Origin of the sequence: uncultured Clostridium sp. (genome assembly GCF_934754915.1) — a bacterium.
In the GTDB taxonomy this organism is placed as follows: Bacteria; Bacillota; Clostridia; order Clostridiales; family Clostridiaceae; genus Clostridium.
Window position 1 is genome coordinate 14,334 of the sequence record NZ_CAKVKB010000005.1, and the last position, 16,624, is coordinate 30,957.

17 protein-coding genes are annotated in these 16,624 nt (G+C 26.5%); all 17 read right to left on the reverse strand.

Annotated features, from left to right (window positions below):
* Positions 1 to 21: 21 nt before the first annotated feature.
* Entirely contained in the window at positions 22 to 945 is a 924-nt protein-coding gene (locus tag Q0F58_RS01735) for a hypothetical protein (protein ID WP_294371690.1), read from the reverse strand.
* 12 nt (positions 946 to 957) lie between these two features.
* Positions 958 to 1,431: a lasso peptide biosynthesis B2 protein gene (locus tag Q0F58_RS01740; RefSeq protein WP_367118143.1), complete on the reverse strand. Its 474-nt coding sequence runs from the start codon at positions 1,429 to 1,431 to the stop codon at positions 958 to 960.
* 69 nt (positions 1,432 to 1,500) lie between these two features.
* Positions 1,501 to 1,662 carry a hypothetical protein gene (locus Q0F58_RS01745; protein WP_294371693.1) on the reverse strand — a complete coding sequence of 54 codons (162 nt, stop codon included), beginning with the start codon at positions 1,660 to 1,662 and terminating at the stop codon, positions 1,501 to 1,503.
* Positions 1,663 to 1,765: 103 nt separating this feature from the next.
* Positions 1,766 to 2,038, reverse strand: a complete 273-nt coding sequence (locus tag Q0F58_RS01750; RefSeq protein ID WP_294371695.1) for a PqqD family protein — start codon at positions 2,036 to 2,038, stop codon at positions 1,766 to 1,768.
* A gap of 24 nt (positions 2,039 to 2,062) precedes the next feature.
* Positions 2,063 to 3,265: a nucleotidyltransferase family protein gene (locus tag Q0F58_RS01755; protein ID WP_294371697.1), complete on the reverse strand. Its 1,203-nt coding sequence runs from the start codon at positions 3,263 to 3,265 to the stop codon at positions 2,063 to 2,065.
* A gap of 90 nt (positions 3,266 to 3,355) precedes the next feature.
* Positions 3,356 to 4,576, reverse strand: a complete 1,221-nt coding sequence (locus Q0F58_RS01760; protein WP_294371701.1) for a nucleotide sugar dehydrogenase — start codon at positions 4,574 to 4,576, stop codon at positions 3,356 to 3,358.
* Positions 4,577 to 4,670: 94 nt separating this feature from the next.
* On the reverse strand, positions 4,671 to 6,209 hold the full coding sequence (locus Q0F58_RS01765; protein ID WP_294371704.1) for a lipopolysaccharide biosynthesis protein: 1,539 nt from the start codon (positions 6,207 to 6,209) through the stop codon (positions 4,671 to 4,673).
* Positions 6,210 to 6,234: 25 nt separating this feature from the next.
* Positions 6,235 to 7,101, reverse strand: coding sequence for a glycosyltransferase (locus Q0F58_RS01770; RefSeq protein WP_294371708.1), 867 nt, complete (start codon positions 7,099 to 7,101; stop codon positions 6,235 to 6,237).
* A gap of 65 nt (positions 7,102 to 7,166) precedes the next feature.
* Positions 7,167 to 8,354, reverse strand: coding sequence for an O-antigen ligase (locus Q0F58_RS01775; RefSeq protein WP_294371710.1), 1,188 nt, complete (start codon positions 8,352 to 8,354; stop codon positions 7,167 to 7,169).
* A gap of 55 nt (positions 8,355 to 8,409) precedes the next feature.
* The gene (locus Q0F58_RS01780) at positions 8,410 to 9,624 is read right to left on the reverse strand and encodes a glycosyltransferase family 4 protein (RefSeq protein ID WP_294371716.1); all 1,215 of its coding nucleotides are present in this window, start codon (positions 9,622 to 9,624) and stop codon (positions 8,410 to 8,412) included.
* A 24-nt stretch (positions 9,625 to 9,648) separates the two neighbouring features.
* Positions 9,649 to 10,689: a glycosyltransferase family 1 protein gene (locus tag Q0F58_RS01785; RefSeq protein WP_294371719.1), complete on the reverse strand. Its 1,041-nt coding sequence runs from the start codon at positions 10,687 to 10,689 to the stop codon at positions 9,649 to 9,651.
* Positions 10,690 to 10,738: 49 nt separating this feature from the next.
* Positions 10,739 to 11,497: a tyrosine-protein phosphatase gene (locus tag Q0F58_RS01790; protein ID WP_294371722.1), complete on the reverse strand. Its 759-nt coding sequence runs from the start codon at positions 11,495 to 11,497 to the stop codon at positions 10,739 to 10,741.
* The gene (locus tag Q0F58_RS01795; RefSeq protein ID WP_294371725.1) at positions 11,466 to 12,248 is read right to left on the reverse strand and encodes a CpsD/CapB family tyrosine-protein kinase; all 783 of its coding nucleotides are present in this window, start codon (positions 12,246 to 12,248) and stop codon (positions 11,466 to 11,468) included. Before Q0F58_RS01795 ends, Q0F58_RS01790 begins: the two co-directional genes overlap by 32 nt.
* Positions 12,249 to 12,264: 16 nt before the next feature.
* The gene (locus Q0F58_RS01800) at positions 12,265 to 12,984 is read right to left on the reverse strand and encodes a YveK family protein (RefSeq protein ID WP_294371728.1); all 720 of its coding nucleotides are present in this window, start codon (positions 12,982 to 12,984) and stop codon (positions 12,265 to 12,267) included.
* An 86-nt stretch (positions 12,985 to 13,070) separates the two neighbouring features.
* Positions 13,071 to 14,084, reverse strand: coding sequence for a glycosyltransferase (locus Q0F58_RS01805; protein ID WP_294371729.1), 1,014 nt, complete (start codon positions 14,082 to 14,084; stop codon positions 13,071 to 13,073).
* Positions 14,085 to 14,088: 4 nt separating this feature from the next.
* The gene (locus tag Q0F58_RS01810) at positions 14,089 to 15,144 is read right to left on the reverse strand and encodes a glycosyltransferase (RefSeq protein WP_294371731.1); all 1,056 of its coding nucleotides are present in this window, start codon (positions 15,142 to 15,144) and stop codon (positions 14,089 to 14,091) included.
* On the reverse strand, positions 15,092 to 16,567 hold the full coding sequence (locus Q0F58_RS01815; protein WP_294371735.1) for a hypothetical protein: 1,476 nt from the start codon (positions 16,565 to 16,567) through the stop codon (positions 15,092 to 15,094). Before Q0F58_RS01815 ends, Q0F58_RS01810 begins: the two co-directional genes overlap by 53 nt.
* Positions 16,568 to 16,624 lie beyond the last annotated feature (57 nt).

Consider the following 16,624-nt stretch of genomic DNA (forward strand, 5'->3'; position numbering starts at 1 on the left):
TCAAGAACAATAGTCTGTTTTCTATATTATTATTGATTTAATTAATTGAAACTGCTTTGCTAATGTAAAAATCCCATAAGGTCTATATATTTTATAATATGGAACTTCCTGAGACAGTTTTGTTATATTTTCAAAAATTTTACCCTTTATCCCCAGACATTTCACAATATTACTCTCATATAAATTATCCACTACTGATTTAAATTTCTCTATTCCTTTAATTTCTTTGATCATGACATGATTCATTTCATTTTTTATAACATTAATTTCAAATATAGCTTTCAATTTTTTTGTTCCATAAATAAATGTCTCCATTGAATCTACTGCAAATTTATCCCTTTCTTCATCTATCCATTTAAGATTATCTAAACTATAATTAAACCATTCTGCTGCATCTCGGCAGAGTTTTCTTTGTGGATAAGCAGAATTAATATTAATTTCTCCATTATCACTAAATTCAACTGCACAAAGATCATCTGCTAAAAACTTATACCCCTTTTTCACAAATTCAGATAACAGTGTTGATTTTCCTGCACCAGACTCTCCAGTTATCACTATAGATGAATCACCTACCGCAACAGCACTTCCATGTATTCCTATAAATTTTCTCTGAAGAAGCAGACATATAAATGCTCCTCCAAGAAGAAATGTCTTTATCTTCTGATCTATACAATTACTTACTGGCTGAATCGAAATGTATTTTCCATCGTATATTCTATATGCAGCTACACCACATATATAAAACCAGCATTCAGATTCACTATATTCGCAAAATCTGTTCTTATCTTTAATCCTGGCAATCTTTTCAATAATTTCATCTGGAATTTTTTCAATTTTTATTTCAACATCTATTTTGCAATTACATTCATCATCTTTAATCTCTATTAATTCATCTAATTTTATTTGTGATTTAACTTTCAATCCATAAATTCTATAATACTTCATAATAACTCCCAGCTAAATTACACTTTTAAATTTTCCAATGATATGGTACTCTTCACCACTTCCACCAATTACATATCTGCTGCCAACCCTTAACCATGAATGTGCCTTAATCTCGCTTTTGCGTTTTCCATTTACGCCCAAATACAAAGTGCTGCTTATCCCTTTACTTTTTAGCATTTTCTGCACAGTTAATGCTTGAACAAGACATTGACTTTTCCATGGTGTATAAGGAGCTGTTTTTTTCACAGCCCAGCTTATATTTTCAGCTGCTTTATAATATTTTTCTTCTGCTATGTAAGGAGTTTCGCTATTTTTTTCTCCAAAATATGATCTTAATTTATTTTCAGGTAATATTAATATGGCTGCTCTTGACACCCCCATGATAAAAAACACCCTAAACATTAAAATTTTTTTTTCATAAGAATATGACATAAATTCATATATTCTTCTTTTGATAACTGATTCCAATATTTTAGCTCCTTTCATTTACATATTTTAAATGCTTAAAGAACATATTGCTCTTTAAGCATTGTAATCATTTGTATATTTATATTTCTATTCATGACGTGGTGGTGGATCAAAAGGCCTGTTTCCATGTGATGGCCTCCTTTGTGTACAAGGCTGGTATGAGCTCCATCCACTGCATGTACAAATTACAGCTATTTCTTTTAAATTTAGCTGTTCTACTTTAGGTTCCTCCCACAATTTTTTCCTCATTATTAACACCCCTCATAAATTATGTCAATATTATTTACATTAAAAATAATATCTTTAATAATAAATATGCCTATATGATTAAATTTTAGTACATAAAATTTAATCATAGCATTACAATAAGTCCATATTTATCCATATAATTCAAGTACTTCAAAAGACTCTTTTCACATGTTTCAAAATCAACATCATATATTTCTAATAGCTTTTCAATTATTTTGCTTATATATATTTCATCCTCTATTATATTCCATATATTAGCTGCTACAGAATTTAATGTATAGTATGTTCCTCTTTCTAAATCCATCATTACAGCTTCACCATCTATAACTGCACAATCTATTGATTTACTTTGACATACTTTAAAATCATTTTTCATTCATCTTACCTCAAATTTTATTTTTTATAAATTGAACCTGTTCAATATTTTTATTTTTTTCTCTCCATTAATGAGTGATCTGCAAAAATTTCTAAAAAAATTAATGATTCCATACTTAATGAAGATTATATACATGAATTCATGAAACAATTCTACTGACCGTAATATCCTGCTTTTTTTGATATTTATTTGTGCCATTTTAGTTTCTGCTGCACTTGATACTGTTTCAGATTTTAACTTTATATTATTTTTATACATTCTTCTATTCATATACACACATGTTAATCCGTTGATTATGTTATTTACGCCAAATACACCATGTGACAATACCCATTCCAGCAATAAATTCAAATCAGATTTTTTAATTGTGTTATCATTTAATATTTCCCGAGGAATTTTTACTTCAAAAATATCATTAATAATAAGCAGAATTCCTTTAGAAAATTTCAAAGCATTATTTTTTTTAGCCATAAAATAGAATTCTTCCCATTTTATCGATTCATAGTTTCTTTTTATAAAAAGTGCTATATCATATAAATGTCTCAAGCCAAATCCACTGACTCTTATGTGTTTAGCCATGTGAATAAATAAATGTAATAGAAAATCTTCGTTATTTAGTGAATAAACATACTCTCCATAAATACTAGAACATACACATCTATTCCATATATTGTTTTCAAATTCTTCTGTATCTGCTATATAATTTTCATTATTTATTAATTTCCAATGTAGTTCTATCAGTATTCCATTTTCATTTATAAACCCTTGATGCACAGAATTCTTTTCTTTATATAAAGCATATCCCTCTTCCAATAAATATTTTTCTGCTTTTTTATAATCCTTTTCCTGAATCAAAATATCTCCATCTCCCATTGTTCTTAATTCAGGCTTTAGATAATAGTTTTTAAGAATTAATCCTTTTAATAACACAATTTTTATTTTCATCTTATTAAATCCACAAATTATTTTATTTATTTCACTTTCAATTTTTAACTGAGACATATTAGATTTAATGACATCAGCTTTCCAGCTGTTCAAAATATGTTTATCTATGCATTTTAATGAACTGCGTTCTATTAAATAGTATATAAGTGAACTTATTTCATGCTCTCTTGCGAATTTTATGACTTTATTCCATATACTCATTTTTTGAAGATAAATTTCACTTTTCTTATTATTAAGAGAATTTTTTAAAATATTTATGATTAATCTCTGGGAATCATTCACCAAAAATCACCTCTTTAAAAATACTGTCTCTTAACCTTATTTATTAATAATAAAGTTTATATTATTTATTTAATTTATAACTTTGAATTTCTAATCCTTAAAATATAAATCTCTTGTATAAACTTTTTCCATAACATCTTCCAATTTATTACTATATCTATTAGCTATAATTATATCTGATATATTTTTAAATTCGTCTAATCTTCTTATTACTCTGCTTTCCAAAAACACATCTTCCTTTAATGCAGGCTCATAAACTATTGTTTCTATTCCTTTATTTCTAATGCGTTCCATTACTCCCTGTATACTGCTTTCTCTAAAATTATCTGAATTAGATTTCATAGCCAATCTATATACCCCAACTACACATTTTTCTTTTTTATCAATCCATCTCCTATCATAATATCCTACCTTTTCAAGAATACGTTCAGCAATAAAATCTTTTCTTGTGTTATTTGCTTCTACAATAGCTCTTATAATATTGTTAGGTACCTGCTCATAATTTGCCAGCAATTGTTTTGTATCCTTTGGAAGACAATAACCTCCATATCCAAAAGATGGGTTATTATAATATGATCCAATTCGTGGATCTAAACATATTCCATCTATTATCTGTCTGGAATCAAGTCCCCTTACTTCTGCATACGTATCTAATTCATTAAAGAAAGAAACTCTTAATGCAAGATATGTATTAGCAAAAAGTTTCACTGCTTCTGCTTCTGTTGAATCAGTAATAAGAATAGGAATATTTTTCTTTAAAGCACCTTCATGTAAAAGATGAGCAAATTTATCTGCTATTTCATATAATCTTCTATTGTTTTTTGATATTCCTACAATAATTCGAGAAGGATATAAATTATCATATAACGCATGTCCTTCTCTCAAAAACTCTGGACTAAAAATTATATTATCCGTTTTTAATTTTTTTCTTAATAATTCTGTATAACCTACAGGAACTGTTGATTTTATAACAATAACTGCATTAGAATTAGTTTGTAGAACCTTTTTAACAGTTTCTTCTACACTTGTTGTATTAAAACAATTCTTTTTTTGATCATAATTGGTTGGAGTACTTACAATAACAAAATCGGATTCCTTATAGGAAGATTCTGCATCAATTGTAGCTGATAAATTTAATCTATTGTATTTAAGATATTCTTCTATCTCTTTATCTTCAATCGGTGATCTTTTATTGTTTACCATATCTACTTTTTCTTTAAGTATATCTACTGCATATACCTGATTATTTTGTGCTAAAAGAATAGCATTGGCTAATCCTACATAACCTATTCCAACCACCGTAATTTTCATAATACTACTATTCCTCCCTGACTACATGCCTTATTGAAATATATAAACTTTACTTATTAATTTGATGAATTTTACAAACTTGTTGTCTAAATAATCATGACTTTTTTAAATTATTTAATATCTTAATAATACAATTTGAGAAATATTTAAATTCCTTTGTTTTATAAAAAAATACACAAAACATAATGTTAATGAGAAAGCAGCATATTATTAAATTAACGACAAATTTTGAATATAAATTATTAATGGTAATAAAATCACAAATTTTATATATAGTTATTCCAGTTATGAACACTGCAGTAATATATTTTATGAATTTAATAAAATAATCATTTAATGATCTCTTAAACTCCTTTTTGTAAATAACATATGGCTCATACCAAAAATTAGTCAATATATTGCTGGAAAAAGTTCCAAGCAAAACCCCTATTATGCCTAAATTTAATATTTTTAAATAAAATAAAGATGCAATAAGGTTTATAACAGCTTCTGCAATACATTTCCATTTTATACTTGTAAACAATCCATATGATTCAATAAATGTTAATGATGTATTTCGAATGAGTCTCATATACAGATTTAAACATATAAAAAAAACTATAGTAATATTTAATACATATCCCTGTCCTATCCATAGTTCAATAAATGAATTTATGAGAATAAATAAGGAAATACTACAAAAACCTATAAGCCAGAAATTTAAAAACCATATCTTATGATAATTCTCAAAAGATTTCTCTTTAGATTCTGTAACAATTAAATTTCCTACACTTCCTGAAATGGCTTCAAAAGTTTTTCCAAATATAAGTCTGATTACTGATACAAACATTGTATAGTTTGAATACAGACCTAAAAGAATTGTACTTACAAACTTGGAAATTAATATATTATCTGTTGAAGTTACAACTGCTGAACTGATTTTGCTAAAAAACATGGCCATAATATTTTTAAAGATAACACCTCTAGTTTTTTTATCCAGCTTTTCTTTTTTGTTTTCTTTTAAATACTTATATTTTTTATCAATATAAATTGAAATGCAGATATTATTAATTAATGTTCCTGCAATCTGCACCCCTAAATAAATTAAAAAATTCTTAAAAATCAACAATACTATAATTTGAAATGTATTTTGAAATAATGTCGCTATGATTTCAATAATGGAAATTATATAATAATTCTGCTCTACTATAAGTATGCTTTTTTTATATATGAAAAAGTAACTGCATGATGTATTAAATAAATACAATATATATATTATGGGGACTTCTTTAGAATAATTTATATCTGAAATAAAAAAATTAAGAAATGGAATTAAACACAGCCCTGATGCTGTAATAAAAATACCTATAATCATATAAATATGTCTATAAAAATTTAACAGCGCACTCATTTTTTTTCGATCTTTTTCAGCCGCTGGCTTATACATAGAATATAAAACTGCTGTTCCAACACCTAGTTCTGCTAATGATAGAATAGTTAGTATATCACTAAAAAGCCCATTAAATCCAAGATACTCATTTCCAAGAGCATATATGAATATTGTCCTTTTAATAAAGCATAAAGCACTGTTTATAATCTGTGATACAACAGCCAGTGAAGTATTGCGCATTGATTTAAAAGTTCTTGACTTCATTTAAAGCAATTTTTCTCCCCTCTATTCATCTGCCTAATAAGCTGCATTGAAAATAATTTGACATTCTTTCAATGTATACATCATTTTGACAACGTAAGACGTTAGATTTATTTAAAGCTGATAATCCTTGTGTTCCATTAATAACTGCTGGATGGTTTATATATGAATTAACCCATGCTACAGCTGTATCATTCATAATTTCCATAAACTTAAGCCACACATCATCAGCATTCATACATAGCTTTTTTATATTGTCCTTATTAAATACTTCACTATTTAAACACTCTGGAGGATACAAGACTCCTCCGACCCCAGTTGCAAATAATTCTTTTGATGGATCTAAAATATTTTTACAATTCCACTGCCATGAATTATAAGGTCTTATCTTTCCTATAGAATCTGTCAATATTTTATGAACTCTTCTTGCAGACACACAGTTTGGATATTTATTGTAAGAATCTATTAATGATTCAACTAACAGTTCATCATATATTACATCATCATCAACTGTAATTATAATATCATTTGGATATTCTTTAACTGCATAATAGTATTTCTTATGAGGTCCTAAATTTTCTACATCAGTTATTATTGTCAATCCATAATCTTTAAGTTCAATTAAATCAGATCCAATATCTGATCTTTTAGTATCCTCTCCCAGATATAGTATTATTTTATCTGGTTTATATGTCTGATTCATCAAGCTTTTTATACACAGATGTAAGGTATTTAATCTTGCAGGATAACTCGTTAAAGAAATTACTATTTTTTTATGGCGTTTTTCTTGCGTATTTATTCCAAAACACGGTTTAGAATATTTATAATATAAATTAAGTCCCTTTCCTCTCAACACTTTTTTTATATTATTGTAATTAATTATTGAGTAATTCACAAAATTGTCACCTCTTTACAGATGAATTCTCCAAAATCCCTTTTTCCATTTAAAAAACATAAAAATTATTTTTCAAGTACAGTTTTTATGTTAAGCTTTTTTATATTCACTCCCAATACTAAAAGCATATATAAATACTTAAATGTAAATGCCTCAATAAGAAAAGTGAGCATAATACATATAATTCCAATAATTATATCCTGTGCTATTTGCTTTTCTCTATTCTTATGAAGTTCTTTACATGCTATTTTCATATTCATGCAAAAAAACACTATAGAAATAATTCCTGCATCAACTGCAGATTGAAGTAAAGCATTATGTGAAGAATAATATCCACTATGATATAAAAATCTGCATCTATTTATAAAATAACCGCCCTGCCCTAACCATGGAAATTTTTTTATCATGTCTAATGACTGATTCCATAATGTAGTTCTATCACTAAACGTCAATGACTTTCCTAAAATATCATGTATAAAATAGCTGTAATAAGCAGAATTCTGTACAAAAACTAATAATATAAACATAATTATATATAACAACATAAAATGATATACATTAATTTTAAATTTTAATTTATTCATAATCATCAAAATCATTCCTGATAGTAATGCTACAATACTTCCAGCTGATCCTGTTCTAAATAACTCATATATTGCAACAAAAATTAGAATTATTCCCAGTTTTTTAATTTTTTTATGATATTCATGATAATATGCTATAATGCATGAAACTGCTGGAATTATAAAAAAACTTAAAGAATTTTTTTCTCCTAAAAAATAAACTAAATGCTTATCAAATTCTCTTCTAAATAAAGTCCCTGGAAGAAACTCCATTAAAATAAAATTTATTATAATAAAAGTTGAAAATAATACAACTAGTGTTTTCAACAGTACTTTAAAATCTCTCTTAGCCCATATATCTACAAGCATCAGAAATGAAATTGTACAAATACAATTAAATAATGTATTTTTAATATTTTCATGACTATTTAAAAATGTAGAAATGATATAAATTGAATAATAGCTGACTATAAAGAAAATCAATTTAGAATTTTCTTTTCTTTTCATATAATAAATACACCATATTGCTAAAATGATTACACTGGCAATTGCAGAATATAAATTATATATATTTTTCAATTCAGGCCTGCTCTCCCAATTTCTTGGTTGTATAAATGGAAAAAGCAGAACAAAAAAAATAATATTTTCAACTTTTACTTTTCTTTTTAATACTGAACTTATATGCTTCATAAATAGTACCCCTTAAACATAGAATTTCTCTATAAGTTCTCTTGTACTTTACTCCCTATACATTTAATATTAATGAATATAAACTTAAAAATTCTTTTATCTGTTCTTCTAGTGAATATTTATGAATTCCATTTAATATTGCTGGATAAAATGACTTTATATAACTTCTACTGCTAAATAATTTAATTTTTTCTTTAAAATCATTTTTATCTTCTATATCAAATAACACTCCTGATTTTATATTATTTATTATTTCAACTATTCCACCTTTTCTAGATCCTATAACAGGCAGTCCGTACAAATTAGCCTCAATCACTACTCTTCCAAAAGGCTCATCAAAAACAGATGGTATAATGAGCACATCATTTTTCAAAAAAACTTCTCTTAACTGACTTTCTTTAAGCTGACCTAAATATTTTATTCTATTATCAAGTTTGCATGCTTCTAAAATCTTGTCTTTCAATGAACCTGACCCACATATAGTTAAACTAATATTTTCATTCTTTATATCCATAAATGTAGAAATCAGCTTATCAATTCCCTTGATAGGTATAAGACTTCCAACAAAAATAAATCCAATCGTATTACTGTTACTGGCATTTCTCTTTTTTATAATATCTCTCATTTCACTATAATCAATTTCTACACAATTGCTTATCTTAACATGCTTCGATTCAGAAAAATATCCGTATTCAATAAATTTATCTAATGTAAACTGCGACGGTGCTGTAACTGCATCAACAAATCTGCTCAGTCTTCTATAATGCCATTGATAAATCTTATGCATACTGTTCAAAAACTTGTTTTTCTTCATATAATCCAATGAATATGTTGGCGTTATCATCCAATAATCTCTCAAAGTATGAATGATTGGAATTCCTTTTAATTTTATAACCTTCCAAATAAAAGCAGATATTCCAAATAAGTTATTTGTATGGATTATATCAGGCTTAAACCTTTCTATAACCATTTCTAATTCTTCTACTGCTCCTCTATTATTTATCTCTATTATTTTATTTCTCCATAATTTAAACCTGCTTTTAGTAATCCTCATCTTTGCTTTCATATCATATAGTCCTGCCAAGCCGCGAAATATATTAACCTCATTTATATTTTCATATATCAGTTCATCTGACTCTAAATTATCAATTGAATATATACAAACATCATGTCCAATAGCAGTGAGGCCTTCAGCTAATAATTTCAAGCTATGTTCAGTCCCACCAATCATATTTGGATAATAATATGAATTTATTATTAATATTCTCATTCTCTTCCACCATAATACCAGTGCTTAATTGTATTTATAAATTAATTCTTTTAAAATTTCAGCTGACTTTTTCCATGAATACTTATTTAGCACTAATTTCTTACTACCCACATCTTTTTTCAATAATTTTTCAACATCCACATTAATATCATAAGGATCTATATAATGTGCAGAATTTCCATATATCTCAGGCAAACAAGTTGTATTTGCTATAATTATCTCTGCTCCCTGACTAAGTGCTTCCATTGGTGGAATTCCAAAGCCTTCATGAATTGATGGAAAAATAAATGCCCTGCAATGTTTATATAATGATTTTATTTCTCCATCAGATAAATATCCAAGCCATTTTACATTATCTGTATGTGGAATATCTATACTGCTGTTTTTCACTTTAATCCCACTTAAAACAAAAATATATTCAGGATTTTTTTCTGCAAAATCTAATACCCATTTAGTATTTTTGTTATAATTAATATTTCCTAATGTAAAAAAAAATTCTCCACGCTTAAGGTTATTTTTTTCTAAAATTGTATCATCTTCATCTATTCTGTTCATATGTTGCCATCCATTTCCAATTACAAGAAGTCTTTCTGGTTTTATTTTATAAGTATCTATCAATTGATATTTAGAAAAATATGATACTGTTATAATTGGATGCTTTTGAATTTTAGCAATCCAAAAATTTAGCCTATGCCAATATACCGATAATTTCCCATGGATAGTCTTAAAATATTCTGGATGAGTTTTATATGCAGCATCATGTATGCACATTATACCTGGACAGAAAACAGGCTGAGAATTGCATAAACTTAAGCTTATCATATTATGTTTCTTTAAATAGTAAAATAAATTTATCTGTTCCCATAACATCCCTTTCATCTTTCCATAATGTATGATTTCTATATTTTTATATTGTGGCATATTTTCTGCATAATCAGGAACAATGATTGAAATTTTATTCTTTTCAATAACATTATCCAATTCTCTTATTAATTCTTTTGCAAATCTCTGCACTCCCGTTGTTCTTTGAGTATAAAACAATCCATTTATAATCAGTTTATTCATAACTTTACCAACCTCACATGTATTTAGCTGTTTACTTAAAATCATGCCTTTAAAAAAATGTACGGACTTTTTTGAATTTTATTTTTTCTCCATAAAAATTCACTTTCTCATTTTTCATTAAACTAATAGAACTTTCTTCAACAATATTTCTAATATGTCTATTTTTTTTATATGTCAATTCTAAATCTGCTCTTATCATCATGTTTCTATCAAAATTATTGTGAGCGTCTGATCCAATAAAATTATATATATTATTTCTTAAAAATAATTCAGATGTTTTTTTTACATTTTTCCCATACCTGCCGCTAATACTTCCTGAATTCATTTGAAATAAATATCCTTCTTTTATAAATTCATTAATCATAAAAGGTTTCTCAATAAAATACTCATAACGTTCTGGATGAGCTATTATAGGAATTATGTCTCTAATCTGAAGTTCATATATTTTTTCAAAAATTTCATCATCCATTTTATGCATAGGAAATTCAATAAGCATATATCTAGTGCCATTTATTGTCCCTATGTTATTTTGAAAATAATCATCTAAAATGTTATTTGTAAAATATACTTCTTGTCCGCAATAAATATTTATATTCATATTATTTTTCTTAACAATGGAATTAATATATTCCACCCATTTTTTTACTCTGCTTATATTCTCTTCTGCATACCCCCTAATATAATGAGGCGTTGCTACTATTTGATTTATTCCATCCTTTTGTGCCCCTTCAAGCATTTCCAATGTCATTTCTATAGATTTTGATCCATCATCAATACTAGGTATTATGTGAGAATGTATGTCTATCATTTAAATTCCTTTTCTTTCTTTTTTTGTATGATCTTTCTTTTTTATTCAAATCACTTCCATAATAGCTATAATATTTTCCTCGATTTCCTTCTATTCTGTTAAGAATAACTCCAATTATATTAGCATCTACTTTCTTTAACAAATTTGTTGCTTCAATAACACATTCCCTTTTAGTCTTTTCTGCCCTTACAACAAGTACTGTTCCATCAGCTTTAACTGACAGTATCTGAGGATCTGTAACAGCTAAAATTGGTGCACTATCTAAAATTATTACATCATATGATTCTTTAAGTTTTTCAAGTAATACTGACATAGCTGAAGATGAAAGCATTTCTGATGGGTTAGGTGGTACTTTGCCAGATGTAAGTATATCCAGATTATTATTTCTAAACTGAACAGCATCTTCTAAGCTAACATCCCCTATAAGAACTTCCGACAATCCAATAAGATTTGATATTCCAAATTTCTTATGGAGTGAAGGTTTCCTTAAATCACAATCTAAAAGAATCACACTTTCCTCATTTTGAGCAAAAGATATAGCTAAATTTCCAGCTACCGTTGACTTTCCTTCCATTGCTTCTGCACTGGTAACTGCTATTATTCTTATTTTCTTATCAAAGGATGAATACTGTATATTAGTTCTTAATGTTCTATATGACTCTGCTTCAATTGATTTGGGCTTATCTTCTACAATGAATCCTATATTTTTTTCTTTATTAATCGTATTCTCCATTTTCCTTTTAAAAAGCATAAATACTCCTCACTTTCTAAATAGAATCTGGTATTGCTCCAATAACAGGTATTCCCAAAACCTGTTCAACATCTTCTTTTACTTTAAAGGTGCTGTTTATAAATTCTTTTAAAAATACTATTCCTGTACTAAAAATAAACCCTGCTAGAAATCCTGATAAAATATAGATTTTTTTATTAGGACTTACTGGTTCATATGGTATCTTTGCACTTTCAATAACTTGTACATTTCCATTTGGAATAATATCTGATGATGTTTTTATAAATTCCTTTACAATTTTCCCAACAATATCTCTAGCCAGTACAGGATCTTCATTTCTATAGCTTATTTCCAATATCTGAGTGTCATCTCTTGGTATTACATTTAATCCCATTAAAATATCTTCTGAAGTTAATTCATCCATATTTCCTTCTATTGCACTATCAATTAAATCATTTGTTGTTATAATTTCTACATATGTTTTTAATAATTTTTGATACATCTCAACATCAGTATTTTTATATGATGCCTGTTCATTGTACCAATATGCTTCTTCCTGATTTTTAATTCCTTCTTTTGATACTGCTATTTCTTTTCCTATAAATAATTTTGTATATGCTTCATACTTGGGAACCAAAAAATAACAGCTTACAATAACAGCTGCAGCTGTTGTAATTATTGTAAATATCATTATAAATCTCATATGTTTTTTTAAAATGTAAAGAATATCTTCTATGCTTATTTCTTTCTCCGTCATATTGATCACCCCATTTCTTTACCTTCTTATAAATTTTCTTTACTTTTGTTGTTATATGTTAATATATGAATTCATCTATTTATTTATTACTCTGTTTTAATAAATAATGCTGAACATCTGCGCATTTTTCCAATATTAACTGATAAATAGTAAAATACATGTAATATTCTCATTTTGAAAAGGCAGAGTTTTATTTTTACTTTAATTGAAACTTTACTAATAAAAATATCTTTTATGCTCATATTATCAATTTCATATTTTTTGTAAATATCATTATTACATTTTAAATTCATTTCAACACATTTTTTTATGTTTGATGCTTCTGTAAAAGCTATGAAAAAACTGTATATTTCTTTACTCACAATATTATGTTCTTTTACTAATTCAGCTATTTTCTTATATGCAAAAACTTGATCTCTCATTACATCAAGTTCTTTATTACTGTGAAGAAGTGACATTGAATTCTGTCTGTAATTATATAAAGGTTCATCTATATAAACTATCTTTTCTGCTCTGCTGACTTGACTTACAACAGGAAATAAATCTTCAATTATCCTTCCTCTTTCAAATTTGATATGAAAATCAACAAGGCTTTTACTTAGAAACATTTTATTCCACAGCTGTCCCTCAATCTTCATTTTAAGCATCATTTCCATAACTTGTGTATTTGAATATATATTGTTTTCATCCATATTCAAATGTACTTCTTCCGTTTTACTACAATTATCATATATTGTTTTATAACTGCACATAACTATATCTGCTTGTACTCTCTCAGCTTTCTCATACATTTTTTCAAACATTTTTTTGTTAATATAATCATCTGAATCTAAAAACAAAGTATATTTTTTGCTTATTTCAGCAATTCCAGTATTTCTAGCTTCAGATACTCCTTTGTTTTTCTGATATATATATTTAGTATTAGAATTTTTTTTAACATACTTTAATGCTATATCTTCTGAATTATCACTAGAACCATCATTTATTAAAACAACATTATAATCCTCAAAAGTTTGATTATATACTGAATCAAGCATTTCATCTAAATACTTTCCACTATTATATATTGGTATTATGACCGTTATTCCTGACTCATACACAATATCAGATCCTCCTCATGATAATTTTTCTTGCAGCATCTTTTATATAGCGCATCATATAAAATATTCCCATTAAAAAAACAGAATTATTGTTTAATATTATATAAAAGAACTTATTTTTCATATTTAATTTTTTTAATCTTATATTTTTAAGTCTAACTGTGTTTTCTTTATCATTTACTATTGCTTTCAATTTCCTATACCTATTGGAATTAAAAAAACTAACATTGATGGTTAAATTCCTTAAAACTTCTATTAAATATTTAAACCATGCATAATTTATTCTCTTATCCATGGTATAATCATCCGATATTTTCTCAATTTTAACCATAAGCTCTCTAATGATAGTATAGAAATTTTCTCTATATGCTGAAGATAAAGAATCTTTTTTAATATGATAGTAATATAGTGGTTCATTGATTAATGATATATTTTTTATTCCTTTTATATACTTTAAATTAAACAGAAGATCTTCTGCATATGTCGTATCTTCATCAAATCTTATATTATTTAAATTTAAGATATTTTTATCATAAATACATCTACATACACTCCCCATTAGTGTATCACTGGTATTAAAATCAATTTCATTATTTTTCCCAATCATATCTTTAAACATATATTCAGCAATATTATTATCTTCTATATTAAAATTCCACATTTCTTCTTTTTTTAAATAACTATCAACAATACAAAAACGGCACATTCCCATGCTGCTATTCTCACTTATTACTTTATTGTATAATTTTTCATACATTTGACAATCTACATAGTCATCTGAATCTATAAATCCAATGAATCGGCCTTCTGCAAGTTCTATTCCAATATTTCTAGCATTTGATACACCTTTATTTTCTTGATGAATTGCTTTTATTCTTGAATCCTTAGACTTCATCTCATCTATGATAATTCCACTTTGGTCACTTGAACCATCATCTATTAAAATTATTTCAATATCCTTTAAAGTCTGATTCAATAACGATTCTACACATTGATGTATTCTGTTTTCATTGTTGTACACAGGTACTACTATGCTTATTAATAGCTTTTTCAAATTCACCAGCAACACTTCCATCCTTTATTATCATAATTCTTCTTTCTTCTTTATTTAAACAATAATACTTGTAAATCAACCCAATTATCATCCATGCCAAAACAGCAAAATTGATTTTTACCATAGATCTGTTATAAAAAGTAGCTATAATCATGACTTCTATTGATATAATACCTGAATATCCTAAAATCCTTTCAAAATCTCTTCTTCCATATTTAATTAGCTTCAACGATATGCATATTACATATATATACATTCCGTATATACACAATACTCCCATATATCCGCATTCAATCATATATTGTGATACATTGAAAGCTGAAAATCTATATTTAGGAGATATTGTATCTGCAGTTCCAATTCCATATCCCATCATTGCATTTGAAGGATTATTCATAAGCAAATCATTTGCGATTATAAATGAATTGCTTCGTCCTATCCCTGACGATGCATATGAATCTTTAGAATACTTTTTAATGGATTGAGTATTGAAGAAATTTTTAAATTCAGGATATATTTTCACAAGCTGCACAGAACCTATTCCCATAATCAGAAGGATTAGAGCAAATATACATATTGATTTTAAATTAAGTTTTTTCAGCGTCATAGTTAGAAACATCAACGGAAGGAGAATCAATATGAATTTTACTTCAGCCAGTATTGAAATTGTAACAAGAAGAAGTGTGCTTATTAGAAAACTTATGAATTTCACTTTATTAAAAATATATAATACAAATAATATGCTTAGTGCAATTGTTATCAATAATCCTAATTCAGTTGTTCCCCTTCCTCCTATTATTCCTGATAAATAATCCTGCCTTATATCCCCTGGATTTTTAGCTTTCCAATTATTCAGACTCCAAAAATATTGGATAATAACTAATGGAATCTGAAATAACAATGTATACCATAAAATTTTAATATATTTAATTATTTTTTCTTCTGATATAGTTGAATTTATTAAAAAAATTCCAATTATAAAATATCTTATATAATCAAAATATAAAGTTCGAATATATAAAAATATGCTGCATTTATTAAAAATACAGGATAAAATTGAAAAGCTTATAAATAGAAATAATATGTGATAAATATTATATATCTTTGTGTCTCTTCTTATACAAAACATTATGAGCTTAACTGCCATCATCAATATAAAACAATCCTGAATATATTTTATATATTCAGGGAATCCCAAATTTTCTGCCATATAAGTTAGAGTAAAGGAAGATATCAGCGTCATTGCTATTATTGCAGAATCACTATTGAATATAAAAATACTCAAAAGTACAGCTATATCAAAGATAATAGCTATAAGAAATAAGCTTGTGTTAAATTTTGCATCAAACATAAAACACATTATAAGCTCCAATATGAAACATACATATATTTTTTTATTGAAGTCTATTTTTACTATATTCTCAAACACTTTAACCACCTTTCCATCCATTCCCTGTATATTTTATTTATAATATGTTTTTAATTT

Coding starts and splice junctions, on each gene's coding strand:
- Q0F58_RS01735 (WP_294371690.1), bottom strand. CDS start 945: ATGAAGTATTATAGAATTTATGGATTGAAAGTTAAATCACAAATAAAA.
- Q0F58_RS01740 (WP_367118143.1), bottom strand. CDS start 1,431: ATGAAAGGAGCTAAAATATTGGAATCAGTTATCAAAAGAAGAATATAT.
- Q0F58_RS01745 (WP_294371693.1), bottom strand. CDS start 1,662: ATGAGGAAAAAATTGTGGGAGGAACCTAAAGTAGAACAGCTAAATTTA.
- Q0F58_RS01750 (WP_294371695.1), bottom strand. CDS start 2,038: ATGAAAAATGATTTTAAAGTATGTCAAAGTAAATCAATAGATTGTGCA.
- Q0F58_RS01760 (WP_294371701.1), bottom strand. CDS start 4,576: ATGAAAATTACGGTGGTTGGAATAGGTTATGTAGGATTAGCCAATGCT.
- Q0F58_RS01765 (WP_294371704.1), bottom strand. CDS start 6,209: ATGAAGTCAAGAACTTTTAAATCAATGCGCAATACTTCACTGGCTGTT.
- Q0F58_RS01775 (WP_294371710.1), bottom strand. CDS start 8,354: ATGAAGCATATAAGTTCAGTATTAAAAAGAAAAGTAAAAGTTGAAAAT.
- Q0F58_RS01780 (WP_294371716.1), bottom strand. CDS start 9,624: ATGAGAATATTAATAATAAATTCATATTATTATCCAAATATGATTGGT.
- Q0F58_RS01785 (WP_294371719.1), bottom strand. CDS start 10,689: ATGAATAAACTGATTATAAATGGATTGTTTTATACTCAAAGAACAACG.
- Q0F58_RS01790 (WP_294371722.1), bottom strand. CDS start 11,497: ATGATAGACATACATTCTCACATAATACCTAGTATTGATGATGGATCA.
- Q0F58_RS01795 (WP_294371725.1), bottom strand. CDS start 12,248: ATGCTTTTTAAAAGGAAAATGGAGAATACGATTAATAAAGAAAAAAAT.
- Q0F58_RS01800 (WP_294371728.1), bottom strand. CDS start 12,984: ATGACGGAGAAAGAAATAAGCATAGAAGATATTCTTTACATTTTAAAA.